The sequence below is a fragment of the uncultured Aquitalea sp. genome, from assembly GCF_945957525.1.
In the GTDB taxonomy this organism is placed as follows: Bacteria; Pseudomonadota; Gammaproteobacteria; order Burkholderiales; family Chromobacteriaceae; genus Aquitalea.
This window is the reverse complement of the sequence record NZ_CAMFLA010000029.1, coordinates 1-18700: the sequence shown is the minus strand read 5'-3', so window position 1 is coordinate 18700 and position 18700 is coordinate 1. Positions and strand designations below refer to the sequence as shown.

General features: G+C 52.8%; 22 protein-coding genes. 9 read left to right on the top strand and 13 right to left on the bottom strand.

The annotated features are described in order from the left end of the window. Positions 1–648: 648 nt before the first annotated feature. The 4 genes from Q0P52_RS18715 to Q0P52_RS18700 are packed head-to-tail and all read left to right on the top strand — an operon-like array spanning position 649 to position 2353. Positions 649–1032, top strand: a complete 384-nt coding sequence (locus Q0P52_RS18715) for a putative holin (RefSeq protein WP_366062736.1) — start codon at positions 649–651, stop codon at positions 1030–1032. Beyond that, a complete protein-coding gene (locus tag Q0P52_RS18710; RefSeq protein ID WP_293813813.1) occupies positions 1025–1336 on the top strand; it encodes a phage holin family protein in 312 nt (103 codons plus the stop codon). The genes Q0P52_RS18715 and Q0P52_RS18710 overlap by 8 nt, the downstream gene beginning before the upstream one ends. After that, entirely contained in the window at positions 1323–1868 is a 546-nt protein-coding gene (locus tag Q0P52_RS18705; RefSeq protein ID WP_293813812.1) for a glycoside hydrolase family 19 protein, read from the top strand. The genes Q0P52_RS18710 and Q0P52_RS18705 overlap by 14 nt, the downstream gene beginning before the upstream one ends. Next, positions 1865–2353, top strand: coding sequence for a hypothetical protein (locus Q0P52_RS18700; RefSeq protein ID WP_293813811.1), 489 nt, complete (start codon positions 1865–1867; stop codon positions 2351–2353). The genes Q0P52_RS18705 and Q0P52_RS18700 overlap by 4 nt, the downstream gene beginning before the upstream one ends. Positions 2354–2520: 167 nt before the next feature. On the opposite strand, the gene cydX is transcribed toward Q0P52_RS18700, so the two are convergent. From cydX to cydP, 5 genes are read right to left on the bottom strand one after another with little or no spacing between them, the layout of a single operon-like run. Beyond that, a complete protein-coding gene (cydX, locus tag Q0P52_RS18695) occupies positions 2521–2625 on the bottom strand; it encodes a cytochrome bd-I oxidase subunit CydX (protein ID WP_293813810.1) in 105 nt (34 codons plus the stop codon). Further along, a complete protein-coding gene (locus Q0P52_RS18690) occupies positions 2625–2984 on the bottom strand; it encodes a hypothetical protein (RefSeq protein ID WP_293813809.1) in 360 nt (119 codons plus the stop codon). The genes cydX and Q0P52_RS18690 overlap by 1 nt, the downstream gene beginning before the upstream one ends. A 1-nt stretch (position 2985) precedes the next feature. Then, positions 2986–4125: a cytochrome d ubiquinol oxidase subunit II gene (gene cydB, locus Q0P52_RS18685; RefSeq protein ID WP_293813808.1), complete on the bottom strand. Its 1140-nt coding sequence runs from the start codon at positions 4123–4125 to the stop codon at positions 2986–2988. Between the two features lie 9 nt (positions 4126–4134). After that, positions 4135–5688, bottom strand: a complete 1554-nt coding sequence (locus tag Q0P52_RS18680) for a cytochrome ubiquinol oxidase subunit I (protein WP_293813807.1) — start codon at positions 5686–5688, stop codon at positions 4135–4137. Beyond that, a complete protein-coding gene (gene cydP, locus Q0P52_RS18675; RefSeq protein WP_293813806.1) occupies positions 5678–5905 on the bottom strand; it encodes a cytochrome oxidase putative small subunit CydP in 228 nt (75 codons plus the stop codon). The genes Q0P52_RS18680 and cydP overlap by 11 nt, the downstream gene beginning before the upstream one ends. 150 nt (positions 5906–6055) lie before the next feature. Between cydP and Q0P52_RS18670 the strand changes: the two genes are divergently transcribed. Beyond that, positions 6056–7411 carry a sigma 54-interacting transcriptional regulator gene (locus Q0P52_RS18670; RefSeq protein ID WP_293813805.1) on the top strand — a complete coding sequence of 452 codons (1356 nt, stop codon included), beginning with the start codon at positions 6056–6058 and terminating at the stop codon, positions 7409–7411. 197 nt (positions 7412–7608) lie between these two features. Here the strand turns inward: Q0P52_RS18670 and Q0P52_RS18665 are convergent, their stop codons facing one another. The 8 genes from Q0P52_RS18665 to Q0P52_RS18630 all read right to left on the bottom strand — a co-directional run bounded on the left by Q0P52_RS18665 (position 7609) and on the right by Q0P52_RS18630 (position 14694). Beyond that, complete coding sequence (locus Q0P52_RS18665) at positions 7609–7992, bottom strand: rhodanese-like domain-containing protein (RefSeq protein ID WP_293813804.1); 384 nt, start codon at positions 7990–7992, stop codon at positions 7609–7611. Between the two features lie 28 nt (positions 7993–8020). Then, positions 8021–8158: a DUF3149 domain-containing protein gene (locus tag Q0P52_RS18660; RefSeq protein WP_293813803.1), complete on the bottom strand. Its 138-nt coding sequence runs from the start codon at positions 8156–8158 to the stop codon at positions 8021–8023. 93 nt (positions 8159–8251) lie between these two features. Further along, positions 8252–8566: a hypothetical protein gene (locus Q0P52_RS18655; protein ID WP_293813802.1), complete on the bottom strand. Its 315-nt coding sequence runs from the start codon at positions 8564–8566 to the stop codon at positions 8252–8254. A gap of 5 nt (positions 8567–8571) precedes the next feature. Further along, entirely contained in the window at positions 8572–8883 is a 312-nt protein-coding gene (locus tag Q0P52_RS18650; RefSeq protein WP_293813801.1) for a rhodanese-like domain-containing protein, read from the bottom strand. 9 nt (positions 8884–8892) lie between these two features. After that, the gene (locus tag Q0P52_RS18645; RefSeq protein ID WP_293813800.1) at positions 8893–10239 is read right to left on the bottom strand and encodes a TolC family protein; all 1347 of its coding nucleotides are present in this window, start codon (positions 10237–10239) and stop codon (positions 8893–8895) included. Beyond that, positions 10236–10472: a DUF2892 domain-containing protein gene (locus Q0P52_RS18640; protein ID WP_293813799.1), complete on the bottom strand. Its 237-nt coding sequence runs from the start codon at positions 10470–10472 to the stop codon at positions 10236–10238. The genes Q0P52_RS18645 and Q0P52_RS18640 overlap by 4 nt, the downstream gene beginning before the upstream one ends. Positions 10473–10495: 23 nt before the next feature. Further along, a complete protein-coding gene (locus Q0P52_RS18635) occupies positions 10496–13681 on the bottom strand; it encodes an efflux RND transporter permease subunit (protein ID WP_293813798.1) in 3186 nt (1061 codons plus the stop codon). After that, positions 13678–14694: an efflux RND transporter periplasmic adaptor subunit gene (locus Q0P52_RS18630; protein ID WP_293813797.1), complete on the bottom strand. Its 1017-nt coding sequence runs from the start codon at positions 14692–14694 to the stop codon at positions 13678–13680. The genes Q0P52_RS18635 and Q0P52_RS18630 overlap by 4 nt, the downstream gene beginning before the upstream one ends. A gap of 169 nt (positions 14695–14863) precedes the next feature. On the opposite strand from Q0P52_RS18630, the gene Q0P52_RS18625 reads away from it, so the two are divergent. From Q0P52_RS18625 to Q0P52_RS18610, 4 genes are read left to right on the top strand one after another with little or no spacing between them, the layout of a single operon-like run. After that, entirely contained in the window at positions 14864–16150 is a 1287-nt protein-coding gene (locus Q0P52_RS18625; protein WP_293813796.1) for an FAD-dependent oxidoreductase, read from the top strand. 27 nt (positions 16151–16177) lie between these two features. Beyond that, a complete protein-coding gene (locus Q0P52_RS18620; RefSeq protein ID WP_293813795.1) occupies positions 16178–16498 on the top strand; it encodes a metalloregulator ArsR/SmtB family transcription factor in 321 nt (106 codons plus the stop codon). Then, entirely contained in the window at positions 16491–17126 is a 636-nt protein-coding gene (locus Q0P52_RS18615; protein ID WP_293813794.1) for a class I SAM-dependent methyltransferase, read from the top strand. Before Q0P52_RS18620 ends, Q0P52_RS18615 begins: the two co-directional genes overlap by 8 nt. Before the next feature lie 34 nt (positions 17127–17160). Continuing rightward, positions 17161–18279: a methyl-accepting chemotaxis protein gene (locus Q0P52_RS18610; RefSeq protein ID WP_293813793.1), complete on the top strand. Its 1119-nt coding sequence runs from the start codon at positions 17161–17163 to the stop codon at positions 18277–18279. Positions 18280–18700 lie beyond the last annotated feature (421 nt).

The window sequence follows — 18700 nt, the reverse complement described above, 5'->3', positions numbered from 1 at the left end:
AAAACCTAAGCCTGGCGCGGGTTTCGGGCGGTTTTGTTTTTGGGACTAACACGGATCAACACGGATTTACGTGCCCCAAATTGCCCCAAATCTGCCCCAAATACGCCCCAAATTTTGGGGTGATTTCGGCCCATTTCTCGCCCCGCACGTCCTCCCATCAGGCATGCAAAAATGTAGAACCGAGCGTATCCGGAATTCTTTGCAAACCACCCGTTTCTCACTCGCCTGTCGAAAGTCCATGACAGCCAGCCAACTGGCAGTGCGTCAGCCTGGTCGGCAGCAGTTCGGCCTAAGCGGCCTTTCGACAGGTACGCGGGGAACGGTTGATTTACACAGAGTTCCGGACACATCCAAGAAAGGTGGCTGCTTTCCTGTTGAAAGCGGCCATGAATCTATCTAGCAAACGAGGGGCGATTCAGGCTATGTCGTCACTGGATCGCCAACACGAGCTAACGCAACGGACGCTAATGGCATTCTCAGACCGAGAGGCGGCGGCTTGACGGCGCAGTATGTTGAGGTTGTGACGGGGCCGGGTGGAACAACCAGCCTTGAGGACTATGACACGATCAGCCTTGTGATTCATGGAGGCAAATAGCTGATCAGGTAAGCGTGCCAAGCTCTGCAAGGGGCGTTAATTTTTGGGAAGGGATGATAATGAGTGAGCCGGTTTCGTCGGGCGGTGCTGCCGTAATGACGGGAGTACTGGGGGTGGCAAGTTTGCTGCCGGGTATCAATGCGGCGGTGTTGTTCGGGGCTTTTGCCGGTGGTGTGGTGTTTGTGCTGTCGGCGCGCGAGATGGGCTGGGCGGAGCGCGCCGTCTATCTGCTGATCTCCATTTTGGTGGGTGTGCTGTGCGCCCACATGGTGGCCGGTGTGATTGATTCACTGTTGCCGCAGGCGGTGGAGGTGCCTGACGCGGCCGGCGCGCTAGTCTCTGCCGCGGTGGCAGTACGTGGGCTGCAGTGGGCCATCCGTCGCGCGCAAGATCCGGAAGCGCTGATCAAGGGAGTGGGAAATGGTCGCGATGCTTAATGCTCTTGTCTGCGCCACCATCTGCCTGCGCCTGTTGTTCTATCGGCGCGACGGAGCGCGCCACAAACCGGTGATGGCCTGGCTGGCGTATGTGCTGGTGGTGGCTACTGGCTGGGTGGTGATCCAGGCGGTGTTTGGCCGCCCTATTCCGGTAGGCATGGAAACGCTGGTGATCAACTCGGTGCTGTGCGTGGCGGTGTGGGTAACACGCGGCAATGTCAGCGCCATCTTCTGGACGCCGAAGCCGCCGCCGGCGTGGGACGGGATAAATAGACGAAAGGAGACGCGCCATGGCGCTCACTGAAACGCAGCTTGTACAGATCATGCCTCAGGCCCGCCAACGTGCGGGCCTTTTTGTTGGCCCGCTCAATGCTGCCATGGCGGAGTTTGGCATCAGCACGCCGGCGCAGCAGGCGGCCTTCCTGGCGCAGATCGGCCACGAGTCAGGCCAGCTGCGCTACGTGCGCGAGTTGGCCAGCGGCGAAGCCTACGACACGGGCGCCAAGGCCTTGCGGCTGGGCAATACACCGGAGGCGGATGGCGATGGCCAGCGCTACAAAGGGCGTGGCCTGATCCAGATTACCGGCCAGCGCAACTACCAGTTGTGTGGTTTCGCGTTGCAACTGGATCTGATCGCGCACCCTGAGCTGCTGGAGCTGCCGCTGAATGCCTGCCGTTCTGCGGCGTGGTTCTGGTCGAACGAAAACCTAAATGCGCTGGCAGACAAAGGGGCATTTGACGCCATAACCCAGCGCATCAACGGTGGTCAGAATGGCCGCGCAGAACGCCGTGCGCTGTGGGCTGCAGCGAAAAAGGTGCTGGGGGTGACGCCATGATCTGGTTGCGGAACAACTTCAAGCTTATGGCCTTGCTCACCGCGCTCGGTGTAGCAGTGTGGTTTGGATTTAGCTGGAAAGGCAATAAGGACACGCCTGTCATCACGGCGGTCAAGGCCGATGCATCTGCGGCGCGTGGGGTAACGGTCGCCGTGCAGGCGGCGCGTGTAGCGGAGCACAAGGTTGCTGCCAGTGATACGGCAGCATCCGAGGCATATCAGAAAGGGATTGAGGATGGAAAGAAAGACTTGCAAGGCAGCATTGATCACTTGCGTGCTGCTATCCGGCTGCGTGACCAGCAGCTCGCTGACGCCCGCGCCAGGGATCTGCCCGGAGTACCAGGCTCCGCCGGCGGACGTGATGGTCCCGCGGGATCCGACTTTTTTGAAGCGCATGGAGAGGATGCTCTCAGACTCGCTGCCGAAGCCGATGCCGTCGTCAAGCAACTGACCGCGTGTCAGCACACGCTACAAGGGCGCGAGTAAGTGAGTCGAAGCTTTGCTCCGTTCTACCAACTGTAGGCTAAGGCAAACTGACTCAGTCGTAACAGCAATTCAACAGATAGCCAGTGAGCGTGGCGTTTGGGCTTAATACGTCAAGCAGGGCTGCGTTCGCTACATACGCAGCCCTGCTGAATACTAATTCCTCAAGTTCAATTCATCTGGTTTCGTTCTTCTTCGTGCTCTCCCCACAAGGCATTCAAAATACCCAATGAAACAGCAAAGCCGATGCCTAATACCCACGCGAAATACCACATTACGTTCTCCCTATAATCATCAGACAGCGCCCATTGCCATCCACCGACGGAGCCGGCCTGCAGCCCTTAAGCCAAGCTTCAGCAGCAGCTCTTGGGTCGCCATGTTCGGTCAGCGACAAAATCGTACCAACGGAAGCAAGACGCGCTGCCAGCTGCTGGCCAGCACTTGCAGCGAGTACAACATCAACCTGCTGCAGCGGATGCTCCGCCAAATCACCTGCCAGCGATAACATCTGCTCAGGTTCGAGTTGTAAGCTGACACAGCTACCCTTCTCTGTATTCAGAACCCAGAAGTGAGTGCATTTCCCGGCATGGGCTGTAGTGGTACGCCGGTTCTGGCTAGCAATAGCAATTTCCATGTCAGTACGCACTATGGCTGTTTTCCCGCACATAGGCGGCAGTCACCTTGCCGCGCATAACGCGGTAAGCCCAGCGGGTGTAAATAATGATAATGGGCATGAAAATCAGCGTTGCCCCGAGCATCAGCCCCAGCGTCAGGTGACTGGATACACTGTCCCATACCGTCAGGCTGGCCTCAGGATGGCTGGATGAAGGCATGACGAAAGGAAACATACTGACCCCTGCCGTGCCGATGATACCTGTCAGGGCTATTGCAGAAGCCCAAAAAGCAGCAAAAGTATGCCCCCGCCGAGCCAACCCCATAGCTCCAAGCGTACCCATGTATGCCAACATCGGCACCAACAGGGTCAGCGGCCAGTGACGGTAATTGGCCAGCCACGCGCCAGATGCTCGGCTTACGGTTTTAGCCAGTGGGTCTGGCAGAGAATTGGGATCGATCACCGAAGTGATGACGTAGCCCTCAATACCCGATGCCAGCCACACACCGGCTACGCTGAAGGCTGCCAGCAGCAGCCAGCCAGCCACTTTCACCCAGACAAGTGCACGTCTCTGGATGTCCCCCTCTGTACGGTGTGCCAGATACACGGCACCGTGCAACGTAATCATGGAAGAAGACACCACACCGCACAGCAGGGCGAAGGGGTTCAGCAGCGCCCAGAAGCTACCCTCATAAGTGGACTGCAAGGTACTGTCGAAATGAAAAGGCACACCCTGCAACAAATTGCCAAAGGCTACACCAAAGATCAGCGGCGGAACCGCGCCACCGATGAACAAGCCCCAGTCCCACAGCCGCCGCCAGGACGGGTTATCAATCTTGCTGCGGTAGTCAAACCCGACCGGGCGGAAAAACAGCGACCACAGCACTACCAGCATCGCCCAATAGAAACCAGAAAATGCAGTGGCGTACACCAACGGCCAGGCGGCAAAAATCGCACCACCTCCGGTAATGAACCATACTTGATTCCCGTCCCAGTGCGGTCCGACCGTGTTAATGATGACGCGGCGCTCGGTATCGTCACGCCCGACAAAGGGCAACAGGGTTCCCACGCCCATATCGTGGCCATCCATGATGGCGAAGCCGACCAGCAGCACCCCCACCAGCAGCCACCAGATCACTTTCAGGCTTGCGTAATCCAGCATGATGTCTCCTTAGTGGTGAACAGCTTCTTGGTCATAACGGCCGGTGCCCAGGCTGCCAGGCCCCTGCTTGGCGAAACGCACCATCAGGTACATTTCGATAATCAACAGCACCGTATAGAAGCCCACGAAACCAGCCATAGAGCCATACAGCGAGGACTCCGATAGCGTCGAAACCGAAAGCCGCGTTGGCAGCACACCGTAGATGGTCCAAGGCTGTCGGCCGTATTCAGCAACAAACCAACCCACCTCGCAGGCCAACCATGGGAGCGGCAGGCACCAAAGTGCGAATTTCAGCAACCCTGGCCGATGGGCGAAATTGCCCTTGATGGAACTCCAGAAAGCCCACCCGAATAAGCCCAGCATGGCAAAACCCATAAGGACCATCAGACGGAAACTCCAGAACATGGGAGCAACGCGCGGAATGGTGTCTCGTGCGGCAGCATCCAGCATGGCGGGCGTGGCCGCTGCTACATCGGCGCTGTACTTCTTCACCAGCAAACCAAAACCCAAGTCACGCTTATGCTTCTCAAATACGGACTTCGCCTCGGCCGTGGGTTGCTTGCCACGCAAGACTTCCAGCGCTTTCACCGCCTCGATGCCAGAGGCAATGCGCAAGCGGTTCTGCGCCATGATCTCGTGTATGCCCGGAATTTCCTTGCTCAGTGAACGAGTGCCAATAAGCCCCATCACCCAAGGAACGCTGATCTGCCAGTCGTTCTCCATCTTCGCCTCATTTGGCCAAGCCAACAGATTGAATGAGGCCGGTGCAGGTTCGGTATGCCACATAGCTTCAATGGCGGCCATCTTGGTTTGCTGCGCCTCACCCACCGTATAGCCAGACTCATCCCCAAGTACGATTACCGAACATACACTGGCGAAACCAAAAGCGGCCGCAATGCGGAAGCTCTTGCCGGCGAATTCCACATTGCGGCCACGTAACAGGTAGTAACTGGAAATAGACAGTACGAACATGGCTCCAGTGACATAGCCCGCGCTGACGGTATGCACAAACTTGGCCTGTGCATCCGGGTTGAACAGTAAGGCGACAAAGTCCGTCATTTCCATGCGCATGGTCTGATAGCTGAACTCCGCCCCCACCGGGTTCTGCATCCAGCCGTTGGCGATGAGAATCCACAGCGCCGACAGATTGGTACCAACGGCCATTAGAAGTGTTACCAGTAGATGCTGCTTGCGCGACAGGCGATCCCAACCAAAAAAGAACAGGCCGATCATGGTTGATTCCAGAAAGAAGGCCATTAAGCCCTCAATGGCCAACGGAGCTCCAAAGATATCGCCCACATAGTGGGAGTAGTAGGCCCAGTTGGTGCCGAACTGGAACTCCATGGTGATGCCGGTCGTTACCCCCAGCGCGAAATTGATGCCAAACAGTTTGCCCCAAAAGCGGGTCATGTCCTGATACACCTGTTTGCCAGTCATTACCCATACCGACTCCATGATCACCAGGAGCCAAACCATACCCAAAGTCAGCGGCACAAAAAGAAAGTGATACAGCGCGGTCACTGCAAACTGCAGGCGCGACAGATCGACAACATTATCGAGCATTGGTCTTCTCCCCCTGCACAGCCGCCTGTGTGATTGATAGCAAGCTGGCTGCCGCCGTATCAGCGTCTACCTTCACCTGGTTGGGCGCAATGAATGTTCGCCACAACACAATCAACAACACCAGCTTGAGCAGCAGAATACCCGCTATCTCAAGCCCCAGATGCGAGACGGGCAACTTCGTGAACCCGTGTTTACCGTGCGGTGCTTGCATATACATGGTTCTCATAATTGATCAGACTTTTCTGGTTATAGCACTCCGAAGTTTTCTGATTGCAATTGCCATGCCACAGTAAAAAACCCGTCAGAGAGCCCGTTTCGTGGCAAAATTGCCCCAACATGCTAAATACGTCATGACAGGAATTGCAGAATGTCACCTCTCACTAGCGAGTCCAGCCTTGCAACCATCAGTCGCATGCTGGACGCCATTGATGAGCCACGTATCGCCATCACGGAAGACTTCCGCATCCTGCACGCCAACCCCGCCTATCGCACAGCCTACGGTGAGGAACCGACGGGCAAGTATTGCTATGAGGTATCACACGGATATGCCCGTCCTTGCGACGAAGAGGGCGAGTCCTGCCCTCTTCGGCAGACCTTGCTCAGTGGCAAGCCGGAGCGGGTGCTGCACATCCATCGCACCTCTCATGGGGACGAGCATGTAGATGTAGAGCTCATGCCGATGGCCAACATCAGTGGCCATCGGCATTTGTTCATCGAGAAAATGAAGCCCGTGCAATTGGCCAGCAGCCAGCCCGCACCTGACCGCATGGTCGGTCGCAGCGAAGCCTTTCGCCGCATGTTGTTGCTGGCACAACGCGCCGCGCCAGCACAGGCCAGTGTGTTGTTGTTAGGAGAATCCGGTACTGGCAAGGAAGGCTTGGCGCGCGCCATTCACGACAATGGCGGAGATTCGACACGGCCGTTCATTGCCGTTGACTGTGCCAGCCTCAACGATACTTTGTTCGAAAGCGAGCTATTCGGCTATGAGAAAGGTGCTTTCACCGGCGCCAATCAGCGCAAGCAGGGACTGGTGGAGGCTGCCCACGGAGGCACACTGTTTCTGGATGAAATCGGTGATTTACCCTTGTCACAACAAGTCAAGCTGCTACGTCTACTAGAGACAGGCACTTTCCGCCGCGTGGGCGGCATCGCCAGCATTCCAGCACGTTTCCGACTGATTGCCGCCACCCACAGGCAACTAGAAGAAATGGTGGCAACCGGCGAGTTTCGCGCAGATCTCTACTACCGACTTGCGGTGTTTCCGATTCGCCTGCCCCCCCTGCGCGAACGGCGGGAGGACATCCCCTTGCTGGCCTCGGCCCTGCTGGAGCGCGTGGCTCCTGACCGTGCAGTGCAACTAGAACCAGCAGCCTTCGACTGGCTTATGAGCCAATCCTTCAGGGGCAACGTGCGTGAATTGCGCAATACACTAGAGCGCGCCAGCCTCCTAAGCGACAGCGATGTCATTACTGTAGAACACCTGCGCAATGAGCCCTGGATAGCCGCACCCCAAACCAAACTCTGCACAGATAGCCCATTCTTCCAGTCTGATCTTCAACCCCTGAAAGAATTGGAGTCTCGCTACTTGAAATGGGCCGTCACGCAGAGCGGACTTAACCGCCGTGAACTGGCCGTAAGGCTGCAAGTAACAGAGCGCACACTGTATCGGCACTTGGCAGGCATTGAGGCATCGACAATAAAAAAAACACCCCCGCAGAAATAGGCGGGGGTCAAGTAAACACAACCTTGGTGGACATGCTTAGAGCAATTTCCATACCAACCAACAACCACTCAGCCCCTTCCTGCGTCATGAGCACAATGCTTTTGACAATAATGGCGAACAGACCAAGTAAAAATCTTCTTGCCGGCAACAATAAAAAAAGCCCACTGTACGTGGGCCAAGAGTGGATGCAAAAGAAATCAATCAAAAGAAATATTAGGCAGGGCTACCATACGGCCTGAAGCATGCCATCCATCATAGCCACCCGCAATCGATTTGACATTTTCAAAGCCCATCGCTTGCAACGATATAGCAGCCAGCGCAGCCCTCCCACCTGTCTTACAGTAAACAAGCACTTCTTTGCTCGTATCTTGCAATTCTGGCTGGGCAGACAAAACAAACTCCAACATTCCACGAGGAATATTTACCGCACCAAGTAGATGCCCCTCTTGAAACTCACCCGGCTCGCGCACGTCCAGCACAAGTGAAGCCTTACTCACCACGATTTTCTCAGCATCCTCAAGCGAAATCTCACAAATTCCACTTTTGGCTTTTTGAACGAACTCATGGGCGGGTATAAACATTTCAACTCCTGATATGATATGGCATCAATCAGTCATTGGGACCAGCGTTCTTCACTTTTTTCACTACAATCCAGATGGCCCCAACAACCACAAGCGTCGCGATGACAATGGTTATAACACTCAGAACACCAACATCATCGGATAGCAGTTCTTTCAGTAGATACATGGTTCTCTCCACAAAGTAGATGCCGGAAACATAACCATGTTATGCGTACGGCTTCATGCATTCTTGATGAAGATCAACCCTCTAGCATCATTATCACTTTTTCTTAATTATTCCTCTTACCCCGACTGCCAAGAAAGCCACGCCAGAGAAGAGCAAGAAACCTGCGAGTACTGCGAGTACTTGAGCCACGACTTCGCCAACCCCATAACGGTAAAAGCCATAAGCCAGTGCAATAGCCAAACTCACCACGATGCCCGCGCGGAATGACGAGTAAAAGTCCTTCTCTCTACCAATCAGCACTGACAACCGTACGAGGCCCAGGAGCCGTAATAGCTTTGCTTCTAAAGCAACAACAAGGAATCCCAACACCACAAACACTACAAAATTTGATAGCTGTGGCAGAGGCATGATGGCTAGGCTCCCAGAATACGGCTTACCGTTGAAGCATTCTTCCCATTGATAACATCCTCGACGCCAGCATCAACCAACATCTTCCGCGCCATCCCGGAGCGTGCTCCAGATCTGCAATACACTACCAATGGCTTCGAAAGCCTCTTGAGGTCAGCCACATGTTCAGGCAGCACGGATAGCGGAATATTGATCGCTCCAGCCACATGACCACTCGCATACTCTGCGGGCTCACGAACGTCGATAATCACCGCCCCAGCTTTGACAACTACAGGCTGATTTGGCGACCCAAGCATTTTGAAAAGAAAATCAAACATGCTCTCTCCTTACTTCATCAACGCATTCAGTTTTGCCAACTGCTCGATACTCAAATCACCGATGGCTGAATGCACCCTCAGCCAAGAGAGTGCCGTTTCATACCGCGCTCGATCCAGTTCACTATCAATCGTGGCAGCCGTCTGCTGAACGTTAAGAACATCCAACAGGGTCCGCGCTCCTTCCTCATGCCCCAGTCTTGTGGCATCCAGTTGACGAGACGTAGCTGATCTAGCCAGCTTCAGTGCTTTAACACGACTGAACCCTTGCTTCACCGCCAGCCAGCTACTACGAACCAAGTCTTCCGCCGAATTCTCAACTTGGCTAAGGTGCCCCTCACTAGCTTCACTCCTGGCCAGAGACTCTTCCAGCTTGGCACTCCGATAGCCCCCAGTAAAAATCGGAACATTCAGCTCAAGCCCCACATAACTCTGCCGGCTATTCTGCATCCCAACACCTGCTTTCCAACGGTCTTCTCCGGCCTGCGCAACCAACTCCAGCCTGGGGGACTTCCAAGCACGATATTTCTCAACCTCTTCTTTGGAAGCCTGTGCCGTTGCCTGTGCCATGGCTACCACCGGATTGTTTTTGCGAGCCGCCTCCACCGCACTCTTCAGGTCGGGCATGTCCAATCCAGACTTTTCGTTTATTTCAGAAAGGTCGGCCAAACGCACAGAGGATAAACCCGTCAGTAGCATGTACCTCTGCTCTGCGAGGTCCACTTGCTGTTTGACTGAGAGCATCTGTGCCTGAAGCAACTCCAGCCGGGCTGCAGCCTCCTCTTTTTCAGTAACCGGGATGTCTCCATTGCGATACCTTGCGGAGGCAACTTCAAGTGCTCTTGCAGTTGCCTGCTGCTGACCCTCAATAGCTCTCAGCATCGAACGGCTACTCAAAACACCGAAGTAGCAATCGGCCAAACGCAATATGGCATCTTGCTTCCTCAGATCAGCTTGAGAGGCTCCTGCTTTTGCCTGCTCTTTCAACTGGGCCGCCATAGCAAACGATGCCGCATCCATTAGGGGCTGACGTAGCTCAACTCCCCAATACTGACGCGTGGCGTTATTAAGATCAGTGCTGAACTGGACCTGGTCTGAAGACATATTGGGCGTAGCAAAATGAGCCCCTTCAGTGTTCTGGACTAGATTGCCTTGTCCAATTCCCGCTCTGGCTCCGATCTTGGGCAAGTAGAATGATCTCGCCTGAGAGTCAAATTGAGCATCAGCTTTCGCCGTCGACTGATCCGCCAGCCACTGGGGATCATGGCCTGCTGCGGCCTCCCACGCCTGAAAAAGGTCCGTTGCTTGGGCTCCGGAGCTCAAGAATCCCGAGGCAAGCAAAAGCATTACCGATTTCATACACAGCCTCCATTACTGCAACCAGCACGAGACTCCGGAACCCCCAATTTTTTCAGCAAAATCGCCAATGGGCAGAAATTGGTCAGGCTGAACTGAAACAAATTTGCCCCTACGAAAGCAGTCAACCAAAGGAAATTGGCTGAAACAAAGATCGGGCTAGCCTGTACGCCAAGCGCCAAGCTAACAAGAATCATAAGACCGGCAAAAAAACGAATGCAGCGTTCGATAGTCATGGTGTCGTCCTCGAGTCAGCGTGTCAGTTTTTAGGTTTGAAGGCCATGTAGTACAGCAGCGGGATAACCACGAGCGTCAGAATCGTTGAAACCATGATTCCGAAAATCAGCGAAATTGCCAAACCATTGAAAATCGGATCGTCCAGAATGAAGAAGGCACCGATCATGGCGGCAAGGCCTGTCAGCATGATGGGCTGTGCACGGGTCGCTGCTGATGCGATGACGGCCTCCTCCATCGACATACCCTCCTCTACCTGCATCCGGATGAAGTCAACCAGCAAAATCGAGTTGCGGACAATGATCCCTGCCAGGGCAATCATTCCGATCATCGAAGTGGCAGTGAACTGTGACCCCAGTAATGCATGACCAGGCATAACGCCGATGATGGTGAGTGGAATTGGAGCCATGATGATTAGTGGCACCAGGTATGACCCGAAATGGGCCACTACCAGCAGATAAATCAGGATAAGCCCCACCGCATAGGCTGCCCCCATATCGCGGAACGTTTCGTATGTGATCTGCCACTCGCCATCCCACTTGAGCGCATACTGTTTAAAGCCATCTGCGGGCTGCTTGATAAAATACTCCGCAAGCGGAGCCCCGCTCGGAGTGCGCGTAGACAGTACAGCATTGCGCATTTCAAACATGCCATAGAGTGGACTATCCGCACCTCCGGCCATATCGCCCACCACATAGTCAACAGGCAAACCATCCTTGCGATAACGCACGCGCTCTTCAGGCTGTGCCTGCACTGTCAGTAATGAGGAGAGTGGCAACACCAGCCCATCCCCTCCACGAACCGGTGTTGCCAATACATTAGAAAGATCGCCTTTCTGACTGTCTGGCAAACGCAACTGGATGGCCGTAGGGTATTTGCTGCCATCATGCAGATAGCTGACCGGAGCTCCATTCATGGCAATTGAAAGAGTCTCTGCGATAGCCGCTTGCGGAACACCATGCTGCATCGCCTTTTCCCTATCAACGCTCAAAACAACCTTAGCTGGAAGTGGTTGAACACTACTGTCTACGTCAACTATGCCGTCACTTTTGTGGAAAATCCCCTCAACCTTCGCAGCGACCTCAGCGCGCCCGCCCAAAGAGGGCCCATATACCTCTGCAACAATAGGAGCCATCACTGGCGGTCCGGGCGGCACTTCGACTACCTTTAGACGCGCACCATAGCGCGCCGCAATTTTTTGCAGTGCTGGGCGATATTCCAGAGCTATGTCATGGCTACTACGATGACGCTCTCCCTTTGGAAGCAAATTGACTTGTACATCTCCGGATTCATTGCCTGTCCGCAAATAGTATTGTCGTACCAAGCCATTAAAGTTGATGGGGGCCGCCACACCTGCATAGGCTTGGTAATTTTTCACGTCGGTCTGTTTCGCCAGCCAGCCCGTCATCTCATGCAAGGCAGCTGCGGTATCTTCGAGTGAGCTACCTGCGGGCATATCCAGCACCAGTTGCAATTCCGATTTATTGTCAAACGGCAGCATTTTCAAAGTCACTAACCTGACAACAGGCAGGGCAACAGACAACATCAACAGCCCCATAACACACAGCATCAGCCATTGCCGCGCGCTCTTTCCGCCACGCTCGGTCAAGAAGGGCATGAACACCTTGCGGGACAATGGATGCAGTTTTGCCGCCAGTCCATCCTGATGCTGAGCATGACTAGACAGCCAGCGTCTGGCTAACCATGGCGTGATTGAAAATGCAATTCCGAGAGAAATGATCATCCCCATCGAGGCATTGATGGGAATCGGGCTCATGTATGGCCCCATCAAGCCACTGACGAAAGCCATTGGCAGCAAAGCAGCAATGACTGTCAATGTCGCAAGAATGGTTGGGCCACCGACCTCATCAACAGCTGCAGGGATCAGGCTGGCAAGTGTCGCGTCGGGTTTGAGAAGCTTGTGCCGGTGAATGTTTTCTACAACGACAATAGCATCATCCACAAGGATGCCAATCGAGAAGATCAGTGCAAAGAGTGACACTCGATTCAGCGTGAAACCCCATGCCCAAGAGGCGAACAAGGTGGCAGACAAGGTCAGGACTACTGCCAGCCCAACAATAGCTGCCTCACGTCGGCCCAGGGAGAAAAACACCAGCACGACGACTGACGCTGTTGCAAAGATCAGTTTTTCAATCAGCTTGACCGCTTTCTCATTGGCGGTTTCACCGTAATTGCGCGTCATCTCGACATCAACTTGCTGAGGGATAACAGAATTACGCAAGCTATCCATTTTCGCGTTTAACTTGTCAGCAATTACTACCGCATTCTCTCCAGGTTTCTTGGTAACACTGATGGTTACGGCAGGATGCTCAGCAGCAGTCTTTCCTGCCACGCCGTACCAGACGTAGCTTTGAGGCGCAGGAGGTCCTTGCTTGATTTGCGCGACATCACGCAAGAAGACAGGACGATGATTGCTGACGCCCACAACCAATTGCGCCACATCATCCGCCGTGGCCAGAAAAGGCCCAGTCTCAACACGAGTTGAAGTCTGATTCAGTATCTGGCCAGCCGGCAGGGAAACGTTGGCGGCTGCAATTGCTTGCCTCACGTCCTGCAGTGTGAGGCCGGCTCGAGCCAACAGCTGGGGACTGAACTCCACGCCGACAGATTCCGAAGTACCGCCAATCGTGGCTACGTCACGAGTCCCCTGAACCCTCTTCAGCTCACCCTCGACAACGTGCGCAACGTGCTCGAGATCAGCTCGTCCAAGGCTTCCATCTTGGTTGTAAAGGGTGTAGGTCACAATGGGAACATCATCAATTCCCTTTGGTTTGATCAAGGGAGGCAAGGTCCCGAGATTGGAGGGCAACCAATCAGCATGGCTGTTTACGGTGTCATAGAGTCGAACGAGAGCATCAATTCTTGGCACGCCCACCTTGAATTGAACCGTCAGAATGGCCATTCCTGGACGAGAAACGGCGAACACGTGATCCACACCATCAATCTGCCCCAGCACCTGCTCAGCTGGCTGCGCCACTTGAGCCTCTACAGTACCCACAGAGGCTCCGGGGAATGCCACCATGACATTCGCCATCGTAACGTTGATTTGTGGCTCCTCCTCTCGAGGAGTCACCACTGTAGCAAACAAGCCAAGCAGAATTGCCAACAAGCCCATCAATGGTGTGATGTGTGCCGACTGGAAGAAGCCAGCCAGACGACCGGAAATGCCTAGCCGATTGGAAGAATTCACTTTGTAACTCCTCCTGCCATGCTTTGTGCAGCTGCAGGGTTAAGCACCAGCTTATCTCCGCGCCTGAGTCCGGAAAGTACTTCAGTCTGCGCTCCCAGCACCTTGCCTGTACGGATGTAACGCATTTGCGGTGTGCCATCTTGAGTAAGAATGTACACGGCGGAAAATTCAGTAAACCTGAGGACACTTGTGGAAGGCACCACCATTTGTCCTTTGCTTACGGTGGAAAATAGAACTTGAGCGCTGTTGCCCGGCGTGGCTTTCACCCCAGGCCGCAACTGGATACGTACGGTACGCGATTGAGCCTGCAGGTCAGTTGTCGGGAACCACTGCACGTCTTCTACCGGGAGTTTTCTGCCCGCAAGAGTCACTTGAGGAGATATGTCGCGCTTCAGGCTTTCAATTGCTGTAGCAGGCAGTTGCACCTCCACCCTCAAAGCAGCAGGGTCATACAGCTCAACGATTGGCTGGCTGGGCATCGTCACAGCCCCAAGGTCACCATTTACTCGAGCCACTACCCCTGCAAATGGTGCCGTCAGCCTAAAAAGCGCAGCTTGTGCTGTCGCAGCTCCTGCCTGAGCCATTTGGGCCTTCGCTTGCGCTTCAGCTATACGGTACTGTGCCTGCGCTTTCTCAAAAGCAGATGCGCTCAGATACTGTTTGTCAGCTAACGCTTTGGCACGAGCAAACTCGCTTTTTGCTTGAGCTAGCCCAGCTTCCGCCGCAGCTATCTGGGCACGACTGGCATTGGCAGCCTGCTCAGCGGGAGCTCCGTCGATCTGCGCCAACAGCTGCCCTGCTTTGACCTGTGCATTTACCTGAGCCGGCAGTTGAGTGATTCGACCGGCCACTGGGACAGACAATTGGGCCGACTTCACCGCCTGCAGTGTGCCCGTAGCCTCATACCAGCCTTGGCCTTCACCTGCCGTAATAGTCACCGTCTGTAGCTCTAGAGCAAACCCAAACGGGGAGGCAAGCAGGCCAACACAGAGTGCAATACGATTTAATCTCATGACCTTCCATCCTCGGTAATTAGCCATTCTCAGGAGCTTCGCGTACGTGAGCAGCTACTGTCTATGAGACAGATCATCTACGGCAGGCACACATTCTTTGCTTTACTTGTTTATATAATATAAAAAGATAGAACGTAACTGCAAGTTACACGATAACAAGGAGCGAGACATGGCTAGGATCGTGGTACTAGGTGCAGGAACAGGCGGCATGCCTGCGGCATACGAACTTCGGCACCAGTTGGGACGGGAACACAGTGTTATCCTGATCAATGCTGTGGATTACTTTCAGTTTGTGCCATCGAATCCATGGGTTGCAGTGGGATGGCGGACCCGCGATGCCATCACCTTCCAGATAGCACCAGTCCTGGAAAAAAAAGGAATCAGCTTCATTGCCAGTCCTGTAACCGAGATCGACCCTACCAACAATCGACTGGAACTAGCCAATGGCGCAAAGGTAGAGTACGACTACCTGATCATCACAACAGGGCCCAAACTCGCCTTTGATGAAGTACCAGGAGCAGGCCCAGAAGGATTCACACAGTCAATCTGTAGCATTGATCATGCGGAGCATGCCTGGGAAGCCTATCAGCGCTTCTTGTCTGATCCAGGGCCAGCCATCATTGGTGCTATGCCTGGCGCCTCATGTTTCGGTCCCGCTTACGAATTCGCCTTTGTCTTCAGTACAGATCTGAAGAGGCGCAAGCTGCGTCACAAAGTGCCAATTACATATGTCACCAGCGAACCTTACATAGGCCACCTAGGCTTGGGTGGTGTCGGGGATTCAAAATCCATGCTGGAAAGTGAATTCAGAAACAACGACATCAAATGGATTACAAACGCCAAGACGACTCGCGTTGAGGCCGGCCACATGTTTGTGACTGAACTTGGCAACAATGGCGAAACCGTCAAAGAACATGACATTTCGTTCAAGTACAGCATGATGCTTCCTGCCTTTAAAGGCGTAGATGTCGTTGCAAAAGTCGAAGGACTATGTAATCCAAGAGGATTTGTTATTGTTGATGAACATCAGCGCAGTCCCAAGTACCACAACATTTTCTCAGCGGGCGTCTGTATCGCCATACCTCCCATTGAAACCACTCCTGTTCCAACTGGCGCACCCAAAACAGGGTATATGATCGAAACGATGGTCACAGCCATAACCAAAAATATTCATGCTGACCTCAGCCATCAACCCGCAAAGTTCAAAGGGAGCTGGAATGCCATATGCCTTGCAGACATGGGTGACACAGGAGCAGCTTTCGTTGCTCTACCACAGATACCGCCTAGAAATGTCAATTGGTTTCGCAAAGGCAAGTGGGTTCACATGGCTAAAATTGCCTTCGAGAAGTACTTTTTATACAAGATGAAACATGGAACATCCGAACCTGTTTATGAGAAACATGTTCTGAAAAGTCTAGGAATTGAAAGGCTCAACGAGGATGAGTGGCGAGGGTAAATTCAAGCACATCAGGAATGGCTAATTATGAATCTTGACAGCTTGAAGGGGGTAGCCTGTTCAGTTGCCTGGAAATTGAAAATACTTGGCAGCGAGGACAGGCTATGCCTTTTGTTTAACCTGTTAGATGGTGAAAAAACTGTCAAAGAGCTTGGCTCTTTAAGCTGTGTTGCCCAACCATCGCTCTCCCAGCAACTCACCGTACTTCGAGTTAATCAGATCGTATCAACTAGGCGAAACGGAAAATTTATCTACTATGCCATTCAGGACCCCAAAGTAGAAGAACTTCTTCGCGTAATACAGCGCCTAGTTCTAAACAGCAACTCTGACATCAAGAACCATGACTAAACCCCACGACAAAACTGACTGGGAAGAGAGATACACCAGTGCCGGCGATGACTACCTTTTTGGAAAAGACCCAAATGAGTTTCTCGCTGCAAAAAAAGAGATGTTCTCACCAGGGCAAACTGCTATTTGCATCGCCGATGGAGAAGGTAGAAACTCAGTTTGGCTGGCCCAAAAAGGGCTACATGTCCATGCTGTTGAGTATGCTCATAGCGCACTCGCCAAAGCTAGGAGGCTTGCCAATGAGTCTGGAGTTATTGTCGAGTATCAACATGCAAACATACTAGACGATCAGTGGCCAGGCTCGAACCACTCCCAATACGATTGGGTTATTGCTGTATTCATTCAATTTGCTAAAGAAAAACAGCAAGAAAAACAGTTTTCAGACCTGAAGCGGCTCTGCAAGCCTGGCGGTAACATTTTATTAGTTGGCTACACACCCTTGCAGCTTCAATATGGAACCGGTGGTCCATCCGCCATTGAAAATCTCTACACTAGCACCTTACTCAAAACTGCATTCCATGACTTTGATATAACACTCCTGGAAGAGTATGAAAAAAATCTAACTGAAGGGAGTCGGCATCAAGGCATGTCTGCACTTATTGGAATGATTGCAACAAGGCGATTGTAGCCCTTAAAGATTATTCATATAAAAAGGAAAAGTCATGTTCTTCAAACGCAAGAGACACCCAGCAGAAGATGAGCTAGTACAGATTAAGAATGCAATGCATGCTTTAGAATCAAAAAACAACAGCCTAACTTCAGAGATTTTATGCATAACGCAGGAGCGAGATAAGCTAGCAGGCCAAATTAAAGAGAATCAGCACCTGCTAGAAAACCTGGTTACATTCTCAACCTCCATGCAAGAAGGGCAAGCATCACTTGCAACCCTTGCAGATGCCATGCGCTCTGAAATTGAGCAAGTCTCTGAAGAAAAAACCCATTCTGCGCAAGCAGAAGATGCCATCGCAAGGATGGCAAAAAGCCTTGAATTACTTGCCGAGAGCTCCATAAAAACAGCGGAAAACATTGGCGAACTTGACATTCAAGCGCAGAAAGTCAGTGGGTTTGTCAACTTAATTAAAGAAATAGCGGATCAAACCAATCTGCTAGCACTGAATGCCGCCATTGAAGCTGCTCGTGCAGGGGAGCAAGGGAGAGGATTTGCCGTAGTTGCAGATGAAGTCAGAAAACTGGCAGAGCGGACGCAAGGTGCGACAACTGAAATTTCAGAGCTTGTAAACGGAATTCGCTCTGGCAGTGGTAACAGTAGCGCTCAGGTTGCACAGCTAGCAGAAGAAATCAGTCTACTCTCCGCTGATGGGCAGCAATCGGCAATCATCATGGGGAAATTATTATCTAGCACTGCTGGTATAGAAACAGCACTTACAAAAAATGCATTGCGGGGATTTTGTGAGGTTGCGAAATTTGATCATATCATCTATAAATTTAGAATTTATTTGGTAGTACTTGGAGTTGTGTCAGATCCTGCCGACAATTTTGCAAGCCACACAAACTGCAGGCTTGGTAAATGGTACTACCAAGGAGAAGGTCGCCAATGCTTTTCTTCACTGCCTGGATTTAGGGAGTTAGAGAAGCACCATGAGCTTGTCCACAGCAATGCTCATGATGCCCTAGCAGCCCACGACCATGGTGATATACAAAATATGATCCGATACATATCCGAAATGGAACACTCAAGCATAAAAGTGATTACCGAGCTTGAGCGTATTGCAAGCCACGCAGAGAGTGCCAGTTTTCATGGATGCGACTCACTATCGTAACCACTTTGGATTTGACAGGGCTGGTCTCAGACCAGCCTGCAACATCCCATACACAGACCCAAATCTGCCCCAAATTTGGACGTAAGAAGCGGAAGCCCGCATTCTTGTTAAGCACCACGCCAAGTTCGAATCTCACCGCTTCCGCCAGAATGAAATGCAAAGCCGTCAATCTCTGTAAACAAACAGGCCTGAAAGCCTTACAGAAATTGGCGGCTTTGTTTTTTCCAGTGCAACTTCATAGTTCTCAATGTGCATTACTTGGTGGTATGGTTGTTGGTATCAACTCAACCGTGTGGGTACGGAATGCCAAAGATCGTTGTACCACTCACCGACACCAAGATAAAAGCAGCCAAGCCGGCCGCTACTCTGGACTGACCCGGCTCCGGTAGGCATTCCTGCCTTATGATTTGAGCATAGGAGG